At 41.5% G+C, this 18,194-nt stretch carries 13 protein-coding genes and 3 tRNA genes; 3 read left to right on the top strand and 13 right to left on the bottom strand.

Annotated features, from left to right (window positions below; translation table 11 throughout):
• Positions 1-104: 104 nt before the first annotated feature.
• On the bottom strand, positions 105-848 hold the full coding sequence (locus tag HXT32_RS05890; RefSeq protein ID WP_004109776.1) for a hypothetical protein: 744 nt from the start codon (positions 846-848) through the stop codon (positions 105-107).
• Between the two features lie 227 nt (positions 849-1,075).
• Here HXT32_RS05890 and HXT32_RS05895 point away from each other — a divergent pair, with 227 nt between their 5' ends.
• Together HXT32_RS05895 and HXT32_RS05900 are read left to right on the top strand one after the other, a co-directional pair.
• Positions 1,076-1,762: a DedA family protein gene (locus HXT32_RS05895; RefSeq protein ID WP_004109778.1), complete on the top strand. Its 687-nt coding sequence runs from the start codon at positions 1,076-1,078 to the stop codon at positions 1,760-1,762.
• 115 nt (positions 1,763-1,877) lie between these two features.
• Positions 1,878-1,950, top strand: a tRNA-Ala gene (locus HXT32_RS05900).
• Positions 1,951-2,039: 89 nt separating this feature from the next.
• Here HXT32_RS05900 and HXT32_RS05905 read toward each other — a convergent pair.
• The 10 genes from HXT32_RS05905 to HXT32_RS05950 form a co-directional block, all read right to left on the bottom strand.
• The gene (locus tag HXT32_RS05905) at positions 2,040-4,373 is read right to left on the bottom strand and encodes a hypothetical protein (protein ID WP_422118949.1); all 2,334 of its coding nucleotides are present in this window, start codon (positions 4,371-4,373) and stop codon (positions 2,040-2,042) included.
• 35 nt (positions 4,374-4,408) lie between these two features.
• The gene (locus HXT32_RS05910) at positions 4,409-6,322 is read right to left on the bottom strand and encodes a serine/threonine protein kinase (RefSeq protein ID WP_012913797.1); all 1,914 of its coding nucleotides are present in this window, start codon (positions 6,320-6,322) and stop codon (positions 4,409-4,411) included.
• 190 nt (positions 6,323-6,512) lie between these two features.
• On the bottom strand, positions 6,513-7,874 hold the full coding sequence (gene murA, locus HXT32_RS05915) for a UDP-N-acetylglucosamine 1-carboxyvinyltransferase (protein ID WP_004109784.1): 1,362 nt from the start codon (positions 7,872-7,874) through the stop codon (positions 6,513-6,515).
• Positions 7,875-7,965: 91 nt separating this feature from the next.
• Positions 7,966-9,258 (bottom strand): metallophosphoesterase, encoded by a 1,293-nt coding sequence (locus HXT32_RS05920; protein WP_012913796.1) that lies wholly within the window; start codon positions 9,256-9,258, stop codon positions 7,966-7,968.
• Positions 9,259-9,789: 531 nt separating this feature from the next.
• Positions 9,790-9,861 (bottom strand) — tRNA-Gln (locus tag HXT32_RS05925).
• A gap of 40 nt (positions 9,862-9,901) precedes the next feature.
• A tRNA-Glu gene (locus HXT32_RS05930) sits at positions 9,902-9,974 on the bottom strand.
• Positions 9,975-10,159: 185 nt separating this feature from the next.
• Positions 10,160-11,722: a glutamate--tRNA ligase gene (gene gltX, locus HXT32_RS05935; protein ID WP_155104744.1), complete on the bottom strand. Its 1,563-nt coding sequence runs from the start codon at positions 11,720-11,722 to the stop codon at positions 10,160-10,162.
• Positions 11,723-11,778: 56 nt separating this feature from the next.
• A complete protein-coding gene (locus tag HXT32_RS05940) occupies positions 11,779-12,747 on the bottom strand; it encodes a hypothetical protein (RefSeq protein WP_012913793.1) in 969 nt (322 codons plus the stop codon).
• Positions 12,748-12,775: 28 nt separating this feature from the next.
• A complete protein-coding gene (locus HXT32_RS05945; RefSeq protein WP_012913792.1) occupies positions 12,776-13,468 on the bottom strand; it encodes a histidine phosphatase family protein in 693 nt (230 codons plus the stop codon).
• Between the two features lie 34 nt (positions 13,469-13,502).
• Positions 13,503-14,009 carry a GtrA family protein gene (locus HXT32_RS05950; protein ID WP_033888629.1) on the bottom strand — a complete coding sequence of 169 codons (507 nt, stop codon included), beginning with the start codon at positions 14,007-14,009 and terminating at the stop codon, positions 13,503-13,505.
• 84 nt (positions 14,010-14,093) lie between these two features.
• Between HXT32_RS05950 and HXT32_RS05955 the strand changes: the two genes are divergently transcribed.
• Complete coding sequence (locus HXT32_RS05955; protein WP_004574134.1) at positions 14,094-14,441, top strand: phenylpyruvate tautomerase MIF-related protein; 348 nt, start codon at positions 14,094-14,096, stop codon at positions 14,439-14,441.
• Positions 14,442-14,554: 113 nt separating this feature from the next.
• Here HXT32_RS05955 and brnQ read toward each other — a convergent pair whose 3' ends face one another.
• Entirely contained in the window at positions 14,555-16,111 is a 1,557-nt protein-coding gene (gene brnQ, locus HXT32_RS05960; protein ID WP_100066718.1) for a branched-chain amino acid transport system II carrier protein, read from the bottom strand.
• Positions 16,112-16,368: 257 nt separating this feature from the next.
• Positions 16,369-18,165 (bottom strand): arginine--tRNA ligase, encoded by a 1,797-nt coding sequence (argS, locus tag HXT32_RS05965; protein WP_012913790.1) that lies wholly within the window; start codon positions 18,163-18,165, stop codon positions 16,369-16,371.
• Between the last annotated feature and the right edge of the window lie 29 nt (positions 18,166-18,194).

Raw genomic sequence — 18,194 nt, forward strand, 5'->3', positions numbered from 1 at the left:
GTGCCACAACCTTCTGCTGTAGCGCTCTCAATCCGCGGGCGTTACACGCCAAGTCTCTATCATACAACCACTTGCAAACAACTTATTTTCGCAAAATCCAAATATTACATTGCGGTCATAAAGCCACCAAATAGCACAACTAGAATTGCCAAAACCTCAATCGCATAAAACATTATGAACGACGCCCAACTACGCGTAAGAACATTCAAAGCCGAGGTTTTAGGAACAATGACAAGCAAACCAACAAAAATGACAGCAAATACAGCTACTCCAATACCTGCAGAAATAATGCCAAGATTTGCCGCATTCGCTAAACCTGAAGCATGACCATAGACCACATACGTCGAATACCAGAAGCTCATGTTTAGCATGCATAATCCGGCAATAAGTTGTTCTAAAGCCAGAAAAACAGCAAACATTATCCGCCAAATCCAACGATGAGTGTCAATTAACGCCATAGCAAGACTTGTAAAAGCAGACACTGTGATTACCCACGAAATAAAAACAACACCTTGCGAAGATAATCCAGAGCAATGCGAAATAACCCATGAAGTATGACGAGCGGCCATAGTGCGACCAATCCAATACGGAATAACAATAGCGACAAGCAGAACGCCAAAATAAATCCACCAATTCTTTGGATTAGAATGCTTACGAGAAAAATCAGCAATCGATAAGTCTGTTTCCGGCAAACCAATGTTTACATATTCGTCAGGAATTTTGCTTTTCGAATCATCATTCTTTTTTAAAACTTCATTAGCATTGATTACACGAGCAGAACGTTTCCTAGGCTTTAGCGGAGCAAAACTTTGTGGATATTCACCATCATGCTCATCATTTAACTTCATACGTTACTTCTCCTGCCAATCTTTAATTGCCAAGCAATTTCTCAAGTTTTAACCATGCAACATTACATTACTAACTATTATTGTATGTTATAACGCAATTAACTGATAGCGTGTGCACAAAAAGTGTCAACCGTTTATGGCGACTGCTAGGCTCAAAATAACAGTTGTTTCGCTTGATTTTTAATTAACAAGCGTCACTAAATACGCAAAATTTATGACAGGACATTATGGGATTTATTCATTTTATTGTTAACCTACTCAAGGATCCACGCTCAGCTATTGCAAGTTGGATTGCAATGGGCACAGCTCCAGCATTAGGCCTTATTTTTCTCATTGTTTTTATTGAAACAGGCGTAGTATTCTTCCCATTCCTTCCAGGAGATTCACTTCTTTTCGCAGCAGGGTTTTTTGCAGCTCCTGACGCTCAAACAGGTCATAGCGCGCTTCCACTTCCACTATTACTTGCCGTAGTGTGGCTAGCCCCAATTATTGGCGATCAGTGCAATTACTTTATTGGTCATTTCTTCGGACGAAAGATTGTAGAATCTGGGAAAGTAAAAGCGCTCACTCCAGAACGAGTTGCAAAAACCGAAAAAATGATTGATAAATGGGGTCCGCTGGCAGTATTCTTGGGTAGATTCTTCCCATTCATACGCACTTTTATGCCGTTCATTTCCGGAATTTCTGGAATGCGTTGGATACGCTTCACACCATTTTCTGTACTAGGCGGTCTCGTTTGGTCGTCGCTTTTCACATTTCTTGGATATTTCTTCGGCAAGATTGATTTCGTACAGAAGAATTTTGAATTAGTAATTGTTGCAATTTTGCTTATCTCACTTGTGCCAACTTTTATTGGTTTATACAAAGCGCACAAAGCAAAGAAAGCAGCAAAACTTAATAAAGAAAACAAATAAACTAGTATTTTAACTTACGACACTCAAGCACGCTGCACTACAAGAAATGTTGTTTTTATACAAGCTTTGTAGTACAGTGTGCAGAGTTGTCGTAAGATGATTTGTCTTAGACATTGGGGCTATAGCTCAGTTGGTAGAGCGCTTCGTTCGCATCGAAGAGGTCGTGGTTTCGATTACCATTAGCTCCACTGAGCCCACTGCATTCATTCCACCGCAGTGGGCTTTTTATTTTTCTCGCACAATGCCTGTCAAATCTAGCAAAACTAATTAGAATAGTTTACTGATTGCTAATTTTCTTTTTAAAAATAATGCTAATTCCTAATGCAGCACAAAGAATTGCTATAATTCCAGTGCCAATATAAGCCACAATTTCTATATAATTTACCGATTTTCGCTTAAAGAAATCAGCATTTTCAAAAGATTTTTCCGATTTTTTCACTTGCGAACGAGCTATCCAATCATCGTTATCGGAGCTATTGTCGGAATCATCATCTAAACCATCATCAGAACTATCAGCATCTTTACTCTCGCTATTTTTAGATTTTTTATCTGCTTCAGATTTTTTTACAAGCTTATTTGCAATAGAAACAATTTTTACATTTTTATATTGCAAAGTTGTTATATTTCCCGCATAATCTGCAGCTTTTACTAATACGTCGTGAGTAAAACCGTCTGGTTTTAGTTTTGTAGATAAAACTGATTTATTCACATCTTTACCGCTCCAAATACGATTTGTTTTACCATCAACATCGATTGTTACATATTGCAATGCTATGTTATCTTTTGCACTAATACGTAAAGTTTTTCCTTCTTTATTAGTACGATAAGTAGAATTATTTTGCATATCAAACACCGTTGTGATTGGAGCAAGATTATCTACTGTAAATTGCACGGAAGCTGGTGCAAATTGCAACATTCCTTCCTTTTTGCTAACTGCACTTTCGCTACAAGAATGATTGCCTGCCTTGTCTACTGACATAATGCGCACACGATAATGAGCGTTATCGGCAAAATTCCGTTTAAAAATAGTGTAAGTCAATCGTTGCCAGCCATGATCTATGCGACTGTTTACAGAAAAATCCTGTTTTGACAAAATCTTCTCTACACCGTCTTGCATAACACTAATTTTTGCAGGACTTGCCAGTCCGCTAGGATTGAGTTCTTCAATATGAATATCTTTAGCATTTTGCAATTGTTTACGATTCATTGCTTTAGTGGAACTATCTATACTAAATGAGGAACCGCTTCTATTTATAGAAAATTGCAACTTACCAGAAATAACATGATCTACTAAATCTTTAGCACTCCACTGAAGCTGATACACGTCATCGTCTTGAATTCCATTATAAAAACCTGCGTATAGCACACTTACGCTTTGCGAATCAGCTTTTCTAGACACAAAAGAACGCAATTCCTTAGCATATCGCATTCTTCTCAGCGAATACGTTACGCTTGCAGGTTTTAGCCAACGATCTTTTATAACTAATGTTGGAACTACAGCATGAGAATATGCTCCGCCTTGTTGCACTCCAGTAATAGAAACAGTTGGCACAAGCGTATCAATAATGAATTTATTACTGATAGAAGAACTCACATTACCTGATAAATCTTCAACACAATAGCGAACATCCCAAGAAGCATCCCCCGAAAAAGAAACATCAGCATACCACACGTTTGTATGCACACCATCGTTTTTAAAGCTTTTAGCTGTAAGTACCATAACCTGCTTACCATCAGCAAAAACTTTCGCAATAGGATAAGAATCGTGAAGCAAATACGAGAAAACGAACGAATCATCCTGTATTAATATTCTTGAAGCTCGATTATTACGAAAATATTTGCCTTCATACGATGCGTTGTTGTCATAACTAACACTCAAGCGAGGAGCAGTTTTGTCAATAACAATATATCTTGGACGCTTGCTATAAGAATTATCTTTTGTTAAATCTGAAGCATTCAAAACTGAATCAGGAATACTTAATATTGGCTTACGAGAGCGCAATTTGTTGCCAGAAAGTTTACTTTCATTAGAAATATAGTTAGTTTGCTTTGAAACATGAGAATTAGAGTCAACTCCTCCCCATATGCGTTTAGGATGCATTGTTACAGCAGCAAGTCTTATAGAGATATCTTGCAAATCGTATATTCCTTCTTTTTGCAATTCAACTCTTACTATTCCTAATACTCGAGGTCGGATCTTATAACGAATATTAACTAGCGACGACACCGCCTCAATCTTAGCTAAATCAACTTTGGCACTCACTATTTGATATCTTCCAACGCTAACAGTAGCTTTATGCGCGTTCCTAATTTCCGAAGCGTCCAATCCATCAAAAGTTATAAGTAGCGAAGCAGCACGTTTAGTAAACATGTACTCGCCTTGAGTGCGAACAGTTTTCTGTTTTGTCATAACAGAAACATTTGCTATATGCAATCCTTTGGCTGCGTTATAGCTGCTTTTTGCATACGCAATAGAATTAAGTGGCAATAATGCAACAACTATAGCAGCACTAATAAATACAATAATCCCAATATAAACGCCAATGCGAGCGCAGCCGCATTTAAATCGCTTGAAAAACCACATATCCCCCAAATTTCTTTGTTTACACATTTATTCCCTCCTTTTTATTATTCCTTTTATTTCTTTTATTTCTTTTGCAAAAAAGCTAGATTAATTTCGTCTTGAACTTTTTTGACGCTATCGATTGCGTTTTTCTTTCTACTTACAGCCTCATCATTTGACGCATGCGCTTGTTTAAGAAGATATTCTGCCTTGTCGCACATTTGCTGAATCTCTTGTTTACTGGCTCCGCTTTCTAGGAACATCGGCAACCACGAATGAATTGATTGCAAAACTAGTTCTCCAGTATCCACAAATAAAACGTCTCCGTGATCTTTCTCAACAATTTGCATTAGCTGCTGTAATTGATTCACATAATTTTTATACGTTTCTACGCTTGCACAATCTTTAGAAACATCAACAAGTTGCGCATAAGCGTCAGAAATAGCGATGTACGCGCTTAACATTTTTTGATTTGAAGCAGTATGCGATATGCCATCAGAATTAGTTTCTACAGCTTGCGAAGACGCTTTATTCGCATCTTTTTCATATTTTTGAGCCTCTTGGAACCATACTTTTGCTACTCGCATACGAGATAATCGTTCTGTTTGTGAAACTTTTCCAGAAAATCCTGCAAAATAGTACCAATACGCTTTGCCTATTTCTATAGAAATATTCAACCAATCTTTATTTACAGGACGCAAGTTTTGCTCGTATTTATTAATCAAACCAACAAAACATTGCTCTTCGTTGGCACTCCATTGCTGATCTGCAAGTTGAATTTGCAATAAAATTTGGAGAGGTTTAAATGATATTTTGCTTATATATTTCTTCTTGATCATACTATTTTGCACTTGCATTGCATGAGAAATATAGCGACACGCAATATCCGAATTGCTTTCGCGCTCAGCTAATTGCATGTAAGAATCGTAGCTTTTATTATTTTTGCGTATTTCCTCAATTCTTTTACTACTTGGCTCACCATCAAAAGATTGCTTATTTCGATTTACAAAAGCATTCCCAACAAATAAACCTAAGCAGTTGAATAAAATTACTATAAAAACTAGTACTACAACAATTAATGCCGTAATTGCATAGCGCTTTTTTCTAGGCTTAAAACTATTTTTGCATTGTTTGCGTCGCAATACATTCGTAGAGGTGTCGCATTGTTGCGAATGCTTTTCTGTATGCTCACACGCTTCCAGTGCAGAAAACATTTCGTCGCAATCTTTATATCTATGAGATGGTTTAGTAGCTGTAGCTATTGCGAGCACAGACACTAATTGTTCTACTACTTCACGATTCTCATGAGACAATAGTACAGCAGATTGCACGTTTGTTTTAGGCACTTCAGTTGGTAATAATGCGTAACGCAATGTCATTCCAATCGAATACACATCGCTTGAAGTAGTTGCTGCAGAGTTTTCGTTCAAAATTTCAGGAGCGGTAAAAATATTAGTAGCAAATCGCGCGTCGCACTGGTCTATTGTGCGCAAATCAAGCACTCCCCCGTTTGCATATAATTGCGTTGCAGCACCAAAATCAATCAAACGGACTGTGCCATCTTCTGAAATCATAACCTGAGAAGGCTTAAGATCACCGTATATAATTGGCGGATAATGCGAATGTAAATAAGAAAGTATTGAGCAAAGTTGCATACCTAAATCAAGAACAGTTTCAACATTTTGCAATCCAGATTCTTCTACAATAGATTTTAAAGAACGTCCCTTTACATAATCGCGAACAGCATAAGCTCTACCATTTTCTTCAAAAAAATCAACAATTCGCGGAATAGCTGGATGATCGCATTCCTTTAAAACATTCGCTTCAGCACGTAAGGATTGAATAATACGCCGTTGATACTCTTCGTCTCCTTGCAGAAGCGTTTCTTTAACAGCCCATTGCTTGTGCAAAACGGTGTCAACAGCAAGAAACACTGTTGAAGTGCCACCACGCCCCAGCTCACCAAGCAGCTGATAGCGTCCGCCTACACAAACCATCGTTACGCCTCCGCAATATTGAAAACTCCAACTACTCATCAAATATTTCAGTTAATTTTTTGAGTAATTGAATTACAGTTGCGACTACTGTACCGATAAATTTATGCGTAAAAAAGCTTTTTATAGCATTGTGGATAAAAGCTTATAAACCTACAAAACTCACGTTTTGTAGAAGAAGTAGAAGAATATATCAGTCGATATTAGCACCCAATGCTAAAAGTTTGCCTCTAAAATCTGCATATCCTCGATCAATTAGCGAAATTCCACGCACATTCGACGGACCTTGAGCAGTAAGAGCTGCAATCAAATGGCTAAAGCCTCCGCGCAAATCAGGTACATCAATATCTTGACCTGTCAACGGAGTAGGTCCGAAAATCACTGCAGAATGCTTGTAATTGCGCTGCTGGAATCTGCAAGGAAGCGAACCTAAGCATTCACGATAAAGCTGAATCATAGCTCCCATTTGCACAAGTGGCTTCGTGAAACCAAAACGATTTTCATAAACAGTTTCATGCACAATACTCAAGCCCTTCGCTTGAGTAAGCGCAACGACAAGAGGCTGCTGCCAATCAGTCATAAAACCAGGATGTACATCGGTTTCAATAGCAACCGGATGCAAATCCCCACCCGGATGCCAGAAACGAATTCCTTTATCTGTAACATCAAATTGTCCGCCAACTTTACGGAACACATTTAAGAAAGTCATCATTTCTGGCTGAGTTGCGCCCTTAATAAACACATCTCCGTGTGTTGCAAGAGCAGCAGAAGCCCAAGAAGCTGCTTCGATGCGATCAGTTAATGACGTATGAGTGTATCCTTGAAGCTCTTTTACTCCCTCAATACGGAAAGTACGGTCAACATCTACAGAAATAATCGCACCCATCTTTTGCAAAACGGCTACCAAATCCATAATTTCTGGCTCAATTGCAGCTCCGGAAAGCTCTGTACGACCTTCTGCAAGAACCGCTGCAAGCAAAGTCTGTTCGGTTGCGCCGACAGAAGGATAAGGCAAATGAATTTTAGTGCCATGTAAGCCATTAGGTGCAGTAATATGAATACCATCCTCGTGATCTTTATCTACATTTGCACCAAGTTTACGCAACGTCTCAAGATGAAAATCAATTGGACGGCCACCAATATTGCATCCTCCAAGCGCAGGAATAAACGCTTCTCCAAGACGATGAAGAAGAGGACCAGAGAAAAGAATTGGAATACGAGACGAACCAGAAAGAGTGTCGACGTCAGCTACATCTGCGAGCTGCACTTTTGTGGCATCAATTGTCACAATGCCTTCAGGTCCATTAACTTCAACGTCAACACCATGCAAACGCAACAAATCAGAAACTACATGAACATCGCGAATTTCAGGAACGTTTTTTAGAACAGACTTGCCAGGTGCCAACAAAGCTGCAACCATAGCCTTGCTAACAAAGTTTTTTGCGCCACGCACTTTAATAGTGCCATTAAGCGGCTTACCACCTTCTACATGCAACACATCTGCAGCGTCAATGCCACTATTGTTGTTCTGTTCAGCCGTATTGTGTGCGGACACATTTACCTCTTTCGTTCGCGCTAAAACACTATTCACTATAATACCGGCATATTTGCCAACGCGCTCATGCAATCTATTAAAACTGATTAAATTAGCGCGTAGATCGTTGACGCCATCGACGAATCAATCTAGTAAGTAATGATGGTTTACGTAATAAATCCACTTCTGGCAATTCATGCTCAGACTCAGCTGTAAGAGCATAAGTATAGGCTTTTTTGGAAGAAGGTTTGCCAACAAGATTCCCAAATTCAAGCATTTGCGTACGCGGTTCAAACGGGTGACGAATATCAAATTCAAGCAAGCGCACGCCTCTTTTAGCAGGTTCAGGACCGTAAGATCCAAAACCACATGTAGGAGTGGCAACAAATAGCATATTACTCTCGGGATCTTTAGCTGCGAAAGAATTGCGGTGATCGTGACCGGCAATTAGCGCAAAAGCTCCTGCATCAAGCAAAGCAGCGTATTCACCACTATCGGCGTCAGGGCAGCTGATTCCTTCACCTAAATACCCATCGGGCAGAACATGTTTTTCGTCAAGAGCATAATAGCGACCAGCAAAAGTACGATACCCTTCAATAGCATGTTCGCGCGCAGCAAGTTCTTGCGGAACTTCACGAAGAACACGATAATATTGCGGCAATGGAAAATGCTGAAAAACACAAATATGCTCAGGCAAATAAGAAGGAAGACCAGAAATAAACTCGATAGTTTTTTTAGAAGGGCTACCATATCCGCCGGATTTAGCATAATCTCCAGAATCAACTAAAACTATTGAAAAAACAACCTTTTCATGCTTTTCATCCATAACAGGCAAGGCAAAAGTACCAGGCTCACATGTAAAAATAATCTGCTTTGGCAACACACATTTTGTCGATTGCATAGCACTTGCAGAAGATACATTAGAAGCACTGCGATTCATGCAACATGGAAAATCTTGATATATCTTATCAAGCTCTTCATTACTCAGACCGCACTGGAAATCATGATTCCCATAAGTAACAACCCACGGAATACTGCGATCTTCTAGTGGCTTCATTAACTTAGCAACAAATTCGTGCACCTTATCAACCAATTGCTTCTTATCAGAAGCTGAAATATTGGAAGATTCCTGCCAGAGTCTACGCTGAAAAGTTTTTGCAAATACTCTTTCATAACCTGCAATCTGGTTTCCAGTAAAAACTACAAGATCTGGTCGCACAGCATCGCAAGCAGAAGCAATAAGTCGAATAGTATCTTGTGAAATACGTAACCCATCTTGAACATCTGCACACTGAAGCACCCGGAATTTACCAGAAAGATGGAACTGCAAACGTCCTAAACGAGCCGAAACAGATAAAGGAAGTGCCGCAGATGCATGAGCTTCAGATTGTGCAGAATCAGTCATACTTTAAGCATACGGCAGATATGCCGCGACTCACTCAATTTTGTGCGCAAGTTTACATAAATTATTTACATTCAAAAATACTAAATTAAGCAAATACTGATAATAAATAACCTAAAAGCGATAAAAACGTGCAATTTCAGTAAAATAGTTACAAATTCACAGACAATTCACAGGTAATCGCATTACTGCACTCAGCATAAGGTGGTTATTATATATACATCAAAAGGAAATAAACTACAAGCAAGTAGTTGAATTTGACTTTAATAACTTAAACCTCTCTTCTTCTCTTCTTTCTCTAACCCCGGTCACGCACCGGGGTTTTTGATTTTAAGGCTACATAAGAAGCGTGCGGCAAGCGTGGTAAACGGGAGTAAACGGCAAAAACTGAGCATGTATGTAAAGAAACTGCCGCTTTCACGCCAACAAGCGGCAGAAACTTTACAGCCGTGTACAGAAAAGGTCGCGCGCTGAGACAAATCGCAGTAATACAGATAGATAACAAAAAAGCTCTCGTTCTACGAGAGCTATTCGCTGGGGTACCTGGACTCGAACCAAGAATGGATGAACCAGAATCACCTGTGTTGCCAATTACACCATACCCCAATTGGCAAGCTTCGCGGCTCTTGGAACCGTTCCGTCTTCGTACCCCCGACCGGATTTGAACCGGTGTTGGCGCCGTGAGAGGGCGTAGTCCTAGACCGCTAGACGACGGGGGCTTTCATTTATCAGCTACGCCTCTTGACGCAACAAATAGCGACTTTACAACATAAAGCAAATACTTGCAACCGCGGCGTGTCGAAAATATATTAAGCATAAAACAAATAAAAAGGCGGAAATGCAGCAATAGTGCCACACTCCCGCCTTATTCAAATTTTATTTGCGCTTATAAATTATTTGTAATTTACAAATGCTCGCGCAAACCAGCCAAACGCGCCAAAGTCACGTCTTTGCCCACGATTTCCATGGACTCAAACAGTGGAGGCGAAACGCGACGACCAGAAAGTGCAACTCGCACAGGGCCAAACGCCAAGCGCGGCTTGTAGCCAGCTTCCTCAACAAGCTTCTTGTTCAAAAGCTCGTGCAAGGAATCAGTATGCCAATCAGAAGCATCAACGTCCTTCAAGGCAGCGAGCGCAGCGTCAAGAACCTCTCCTGCAGATTCCTTCAACTGCTTACGAGCGTCGTCATCTGGAGCAATGTAGCCATCTTCACTTAACAGGCTGCCAACCATTCCAGCGACCTCACCAAGCAAGCGCACACGAGACTGTACAAGAGGTGCAGCAGCGGTGAGTACTTCACGCTCGCGGTCAGTTAACGCATCCCAATTATCCGCACTAACTACGCCATCCTTATGCAAGTAAGGCACAGAACGGTTCAAGAAATCTTGAGGCTCAAGCATGCGAATATGCTCAGCGTTAATCGAAATTGCTTTATCCAAGTCAAAGTGTGCAGGATTTGCCTTAACGTCGCGCACATCGAACTTTTCAACCATCTCGTCCATAGTGAACACGTCACGATCAGGCGCAATAGACCATCCAAGCAAAGCCAAGTAATTCAGCAAGCCTTCTGGAATAAATCCGTTATCCCTATGCAAGAACAAGTTGGACTCAGGGTCTCTCTTAGAAAGCTTCTTCTTACCTTCGCCCATAACGTAAGGCATATGTCCGTAAAGCGGAGTTTCCTTAGCAATACCCATCTCCATAAGGTAACGGTACAGCACAATCTGACGAGGTGTGGAGCTCAAAATATCCTCACCGCGCAAAACCACATTCACATCCATTAACGCATCGTCAACAGGGTTCGTAAGCGTATAAAGTGGATCGCCATTCGGACGCACAATCACATAATCTGGAACAGATCCGGCTTTAAAAGTAATTTCACCACGAATTAAATCGTTAAAAGTAATGTCTTCATTTGGCATCTTCAAGCGAAGTGCAGGTTTGCGACCTTCGTCGCGGAAAGCTTGCTTCTGTTCTTCCGTAAGATTGCGATCGTAGCCATCGTAACCAAATTCAGCAGGACGGCCAGCAGCAATATTACGCTCCTTAATTTCTTCAGGAGTAGAGAAGGATTCATAAGCGTATCCTGCTTCAAAAAGCTTTTGTGCTACGTCTTTATAAATTTCCATGCGCTGGGACTGGCGATACGGTCCGTTATCTCCGCCAACATCAATGCCCTCGTCCCAATCAATATTGAGCCAACGAAGAGCCTCAATAATCTGCTGGTAGCTTTCCTCACTATCGCGCTCATTATCGGTATCTTCAATACGGAAAAGCAATTTGCCGTGAGTATGGCGAGCCTCCGCCCAATTAAACAACGCGGTACGAACCATACCCACGTGAGGTGTGCCGGTTGGAGAAGGGCAAAAACGCACGCGAACATTCTTTGGAAGTTCAGGCTTTGCGGATTTTGTTGCATTATTAGCAACTTCTTGAGTTTCCTCGATATCAGTCATAGGTTCCATTGTGCCGCGCGTTACGGACGTGCAGCATTCGCATCAAACATAAGTCAACCTAAAAACTAATCAAGCGCCTGCGTAGATTCTTTATTACCCTCAACGTGCGCAAACTTCGCAGCAAGAGCCTCGCGGGACTTTCTATCATCCTCTTCTTTTGCGAGCTTCTTCGCAACTTCAGGATCCCACAGCACGTCTTCACGATGCTTTCCCCACTCTGAAATAAGCAGCGGCGAAATAAAATTGACCAACGCACTTATATCGCCACTTATATCACAATTACACTTATCGCTAGAATTGCGCACACAATCAACAATCTCACGCCATTGAGCATCCTTGAACATCATTCGCGGCAAACCAGCACACTCACATATTTCGTTAATATATAAGAAGATTGGTAAAGTTTCGCAAATCTCGTTAGTTTTTTTAATTAGATTTGTTAATAAGCTTAAAACTACAATAATTTTTTGCATTTCCAATGATTTATTTTCATAACAAGAAACCATTTGTTTCGCATAATTAATTGCAAAGTCAATATCGCTAATACTCCAATTACCTTCAACATTTAACATATCGGCTGCTGCATTTATTGCATTAGAATCTTCGGCAGAATGAGATGCAATCTTACTAAAAATGGAATTTATATTATTACTATTTTCTAGTATTGCTTCTTCTGCTTCATCATAGTTAGGCTCATAGCATGAATCCATATTGTCGTAAGCATCGGCGGCAGCAAGTAGCGCGTCTACTATTTCTTGCGGACGTCCAGGAATTTCATCCGCACCTTCATACACAAATTCAGCATCCGGCACAGTAACATCAAGATTCGTGAGTATTCGTGCTATTGCTCGCATTGAGCGCACCTCAAGATTTTCCGCATATTTTGCGTCGTTATCTAAGTGTCGCGCTTCCGTCAATGGCCATAATTCCGTTAGTTTTGCGGCAGATTGCGCTGCATCATTCAGCATTAGCATACTTTTTTCATTATTTTTAATATCTTCAGAATCTTTGACAGAATCAACAGAACTAACCATTTCAATGCTCCTTCGCATTATATGTTACTTACTTCACTCGCCCAGCAGGATCAACATACGTAATTGAAAGCACACGCAAAGTCTCGCAATCGTAAGTAATAGAAGTAATCGAAGCTAAAGCCGTGTGACGAAGAAGCATATTATGTTCAGCGTGGCCGGTTTCCAGTAGGTGTCTATAAGACCAGATTGGCGACTCATGAGTAACTGCAACGATTTGCTCACCCGGATGCTTACGAACCTGCTCGCGCACAAAATCGCCAACTCTAGCGGCGATACTTCTGTAGCTTTCTCCCCAACTTGGCTTCCACAAATTCGCAACAAGCTTCCAATTGTTGTTTTTCCACAGTGCGCCTTCACCGTAACCTATGCGTTTCCCGCGGAAATTATTTCCAGCTTCAATTAAGCGTTTATCTAAAATAATGTCGCTTTCTTGAGATTGCGCAGAATCTTCGTCACAGTGCGCTTTTACATAGGCAGAATCTGCAATATTGCGCAAAGCATTTTCGATTTCACGCGCTGTTTCACGTGTTCGCTCAAGAGGAGACGAATAAATTGCAGTAATTCCGCGCATTTGCGGAACAGTGGCAATATATTTTGCTGTAGCTTGCGCCATTCTCACTCCGCGAGCAGAAAGATGAAATCCAGAAAGACGCTCATACAACACGTGATTTGGATTATCAACTTCTCCATGACGCACAAAATGAATTGTCGTAGCTGGCATTGCGTTCTACTTTCTGTTTAAAAGATTAAATCAATTACTTGCGATTTTTTGTATGATTAAGCGACCACATTCCCAAACGGTGAGCAAAACTCGTATCTTCTTGCGCAACATACCCAGGCTGTTGAGATTTAGTATCATCGAGCAGCCACTTTCGTATAACAAAATTCCACACAGCAACAACAACAGTAGCTACAAGTTTTCCTATATTTGTGCGCAAAACGTATACTGCAGATCCGCGTAAGCTTTCAACCATTCCTAACGTACTAGCCCAAATAATCAAATCGTTTATAAGCAAACCTATAACTGCGGAAATAACAAAAATCAGAAGCTCCATCCACTTTGCCATATCTTCACGATGTTTAAAGACGTATTTCATACTGGCAATATAGTTGAAGATAAGTGAGATTACGAAAGAAATCGTACCCGCAACCACATTATTTAAGTGCGCAAGCATTAATAAATTGAGTAACGCAACGTCAATAATAAGGGCAATAATGCCAACAATTCCAAACTTTACAACCTGTTCAATAAGCTTTTTCATAATATCCATTAAACACGCGGCTGCTAACAAATAACATATAATTGTTACGTAATAAAGCTTACCAAATTTAGCAAAGGAGCGATTATGCCAGTTATTCATACTCATGTTTCTGTAAGCACAACACCTGCCCAGCGCGACGCATTAAAAGCTGCTTATGGCAAAGCAATTAGCGCAGTTCCAGGAAAAAGCGAGCATTGGCTCATGTGCCCATTCGAGGACAATATGCCGATTTATTTTGCAGGAGACAATACTAAGCCTGCAGCTTACGTTGAGGTGAACGTGTTTGGTTCCAGCGTGCCAGGGTCTGCTTGGGAAAAGTTAACTGAGCAGATTATGGCAGCTTTAGAGCGAGAGCTTGGGATTCCACAGGATCGCACTTATATTCGTTACACTGCAACTACTGACTGGGGTTGGAACGGCGGCAACTTCTAGGCACAAGTCGCAAGCCTCAATTAGCAAGTCGCATAAAATCGCCATATCTTGTTACGTAAAATACGCATCAAAATATGGCGATTATTATGACGTCTACGCGACGTTACAAAACTTTAGGATTGCTCACTAAAATTAGGTTCGTCAACAGTAGACTTAGCGGATACAGCGAAGTCAGCAGGCTCGTTAAACTCAGCATCGCTTGAAGAATAATAATCGTCGCTAGCAACACTGCCTTCAAGATCTGGACCAGCAGCTAGACGAGCCACCTCTTCCATGTCCTTGTTTTCAAATAAAACCATGCGGACATAACCAACAACAAATCCAACAACAGCAGGGCAAACCCACGCCATGCCAAATTCTGAGAACGGTAGCCAGTTTTGAACAACCACCAACATATCGTTCATATGCAATGCACTGCGTAAAGCTTGTGGCAAACTATTCAAAAAATCATATACCGCTGCAACACCAGTAAAACCAAGCGTCCAAGCGTACACGACTTTGGAATTTCCAAAAAGTCGACCGCACAAAGCCAAAAGAATCAATACGATTGACAGTGGATACAAGAACATCAATACTGGAACTGCATATTCGATGATTGTGCTCAAACCAAAGTTTGCAAGGCCAAACGAAACAAGCGTAATCAACACAGACCAAACGCGATAGCTAGGACCCTTAGGGAATAACTTAGAGAAGGTTTCCGAGCAGCTTACAATTAAACCAACTGCCGTCTTTAAGCATGCAAGAGTAACAGTTGCAGCAAGAACAAGCAAACCAACGTTTCCAAGATGGTAGCGTGCAACTTGCGCCAAAGTTACGCCACCGTTTTCAGCAGGCTTAAACAGTGCACGGCTACGCACACCGACAACAACAATTGCGACGTAAATCAACGCCATAAGCAAGCAGCTAAAGAATCCAGATCGCACAGTATTCACTGCCACATCTTTAGGGTCTTTTACGCCAAAGGATCGAATAGTACTAACAACTATAATGCCAAAAGCCAAGCTAGCTAAAGCATCCATTGTATTGTAGCCATCTAAGAATCCTGTAAAGAATGATTCATTAACATACTTCCCTATAGGAGCAGCATCCGCAGAAGCGCCGCTTACAGGAGAAAACAGTGCAGTAAATACCAGAATACCTAAGAAAACCAGGAATATCGGCGTAAGAACTTTACCAACCCATGTAAGTATTCCGCTAGGCTTCATAGCAAAGAAGAATGCTAACGCGAAGAAAACCACAGAGAACAAGAACAAATACAATTGACCGTTTCCGTCTTGTGGAATAACGCGCTCCAAACCAACAGTGTACGAAGTTGTTGCGCAACGAGGAATTGCAAAGAATGGTCCGATTGTTAAATACAGCACACAAGTAAAGAACATGCCGTATTTTCTGCTCGGCTTACTAGAAAGTTCAAAAAGACCGTTTGCACGACTCATTGCAAGAGCCGTAACACCAAGCAATGGCAAACCAACGCCAGTAACAATAAAGCCAATTGTTGCAGGCACGAAATTAGTTCCTGCATTAGCTCCAAGGAACACAGGGAAAATCAGGTTTCCTGCGCCAAAGAACATACCAAACAACATGACCGCCACGTACGCGGACTCAATAATGGTCAAGTTCCTTTTTTTCGGGGCACTATCTGTGCTGACACTTTGTGTTGTGACGCTCATGCTTACACCTCCCATAAGGATAAATTTGTATTTACATACTATTCAGCTAAATCTCTTACTTTGTAATTTTGTGGATTTAAAGCAAAAATAATATTAGAGGGTATATTAATAAATTGCATGTACTTAATCGATAGAAACTTATAATTCGTGCGTGTCTCTAATAAAAAATAAAAAAGGACGCTGGCAAGCTACCAACGTCCTATGTAATCAAAAATGCTCTATAGCTTTGCTCTAAATCTTATATAAAATAAGCAAAATCACATCTTTTCTGGAGCAGAAACTCCAAGCAAATCAAGACCAGTTGCAATAACTGTGCGCACAGCAGCGTTAAGCTTTAAGCGAGCTGCAGCACGAGCTGGCTCTGGGCACTTTGCAATGCGCTGAGCTTCACGCTCGGCTTCTGGCAAACGATTTTCAGGGTCAGTTAACTCCATTGGTACAACACGCTCAAGGTTGTACCACTTGTGGTAACTTGCTGCCAAATCCTCAAGGTAATGCGCAACTCTGTGAGGAGCGCGCAAATCGCCAGCTTGAGCCAAAGCAGCAGGCCATTGAGCCAAAGCAGCCAACACTTCGCCGTCAGTCTCGGTATTAAGCAAGCTTAAATCAGCGCCATCTTGCGTAATTCCAGCGTCAGCCGCATTGCGAGCCACATTGCAGCTGCGTGCGTGAGCGTATTGCACGTAGTACACAGGATTATCGTTGCTGTGAGAAGCAAGCAAATCCAAATCAATATCAACGCTTGTGTTGTAGTCGGTGCGAGCAAGCGAGTAGCGCGAAGCGTCAACGCCAATTGCATCAACTAAATCGTCAATCGTAATAACGTTTCCAGCACGCTTGCTCATGCGCACAGGTTTTCCGTCCTTCATAACGTTTACAAGCTGACCAATAAGAATCTGCATGTTTTCGCCCGGCTTGTCGCCAAAAGCCGCGCACATTGCCATCATTCGGCCAATATATCCGTGATGATCCGCGCCGAGCATGTAGATTGCTACGTCTGCAGGATTCTGCTCGCGGTGACGCTTGTTGCGATAGTACGCAATATCAGCAGCAAAGTAAGCGTAGTTTCCGTCGGACTTAATAATTACGCGATCCTTGTCGTCGCCATGCTTAGTGGATTCAAACCAAGTTGCGCCGTCTTTTTCGAAAATATCTCCACGCTCACGCAAGTCTGCAATAGCGCGCTCAACTTCGCCATCCTCGTACAGGCTATTTTCGTGGAACCACACGTCGAAACTAACACGAAAATCGCGCATAGACTTACGAATTTCCGCAAACATCATTGGAACTGCGCGCTTGCGGAACTCTTCGCGCTGCTCGGAATCGCCTTCGCCAAGAGGCAATCCTTCCTCGTCTTTTCCAAGATCAATTCGCGGCAATGAAAGAACATCAACGCCGTCCGCATTCGCTTCTTTTATAACAGAGTCCGCAATTTCGTTAATATACGCGCCTTTGTAGCCGTCTGCAGGCGTTTCTTCGCCATGAGCTGCAGCAACTAAAGACTTTGCAAAACGGTTGATTTGCTCACCGTGATCGTTGAAGTAGTATTCGCGCACAACTTTTGCGCCGTTCGCTTCCAAAACTCGAGCCATAGAATCGCCAACTGCAGCCCAGCGAGTTCCACCAATGTGGATTGGACCAGTTGGGTTTGCGGATACAAACTCAAGATTCAAAGTTTTGCCGCTCAAATGCGTATTCTTGCCAAAAGCCGCACCCTGCTTTAAGACTTCGTCTACGACCGCCGCCGCAGAAGCAGAATCAAGCGTTATGTTAATAAAACCAGGACCTGCCACTTCTACGCGCGCAATACCTTCCGCTTCTTGCAAACGCTCAGCAAAAAGTTCTGCTAAATCGCGAGGCTTCATACCAGCTTTTTTAGCGAGTTGCATAGCAACGTTCGTAGCCCAATCGCCGTGTGCACGATCTTTTGGTCGCATAACTGCAAGTTTTTCGGCAGCAGGAATCAAATCTTCTGTTAGATTGCCAGCTTTACCGCTTGCTACTAAATCTTTAGCAATTTTTTCAATTAATTCACTTAAGCTTTCTGGATTCATGGTTTACAGTCTAGCGTTACCGCGCGATG

The organism is Gardnerella sp. DNF00747, assembly GCF_049262675.1.
In the GTDB taxonomy this organism is placed as follows: Bacteria; Actinomycetota; Actinomycetes; order Actinomycetales; family Bifidobacteriaceae; genus Bifidobacterium; species Bifidobacterium swidsinskii.

Bases quoted from the DNA above. Each gene is read 5' to 3' on its own strand.
- argS (WP_012913790.1), bottom strand. From the start codon at position 18,165: ATGAATCCAGAAAGCTTAAGTGAATTAATTGAAAAAATTGCTAAAGAT.
- gltX (WP_155104744.1), bottom strand. From the start codon at position 11,722: ATGGAACCTATGACTGATATCGAGGAAACTCAAGAAGTTGCTAATAAT.
- HXT32_RS05950 (WP_033888629.1), bottom strand. From the start codon at position 14,009: ATGAAAAAGCTTATTGAACAGGTTGTAAAGTTTGGAATTGTTGGCATT.
- HXT32_RS05940 (WP_012913793.1), bottom strand. From the start codon at position 12,747: ATGGTTAGTTCTGTTGATTCTGTCAAAGATTCTGAAGATATTAAAAAT.
- HXT32_RS05955 (WP_004574134.1), top strand. From the start codon at position 14,094: ATGCCAGTTATTCATACTCATGTTTCTGTAAGCACAACACCTGCCCAG.
- brnQ (WP_100066718.1), bottom strand. From the start codon at position 16,111: ATGAGCGTCACAACACAAAGTGTCAGCACAGATAGTGCCCCGAAAAAA.
- HXT32_RS05910 (WP_012913797.1), bottom strand. From the start codon at position 6,322: ATGGTTTGTGTAGGCGGACGCTATCAGCTGCTTGGTGAGCTGGGGCGT.
- HXT32_RS05945 (WP_012913792.1), bottom strand. From the start codon at position 13,468: ATGCCAGCTACGACAATTCATTTTGTGCGTCATGGAGAAGTTGATAAT.
- HXT32_RS05920 (WP_012913796.1), bottom strand. From the start codon at position 9,258: ATGACTGATTCTGCACAATCTGAAGCTCATGCATCTGCGGCACTTCCT.
- HXT32_RS05895 (WP_004109778.1), top strand. From the start codon at position 1,076: ATGGGATTTATTCATTTTATTGTTAACCTACTCAAGGATCCACGCTCA.
- HXT32_RS05905 (WP_422118949.1), bottom strand. From the start codon at position 4,373: ATGTGTAAACAAAGAAATTTGGGGGATATGTGGTTTTTCAAGCGATTT.
- HXT32_RS05890 (WP_004109776.1), bottom strand. From the start codon at position 848: ATGAAGTTAAATGATGAGCATGATGGTGAATATCCACAAAGTTTTGCT.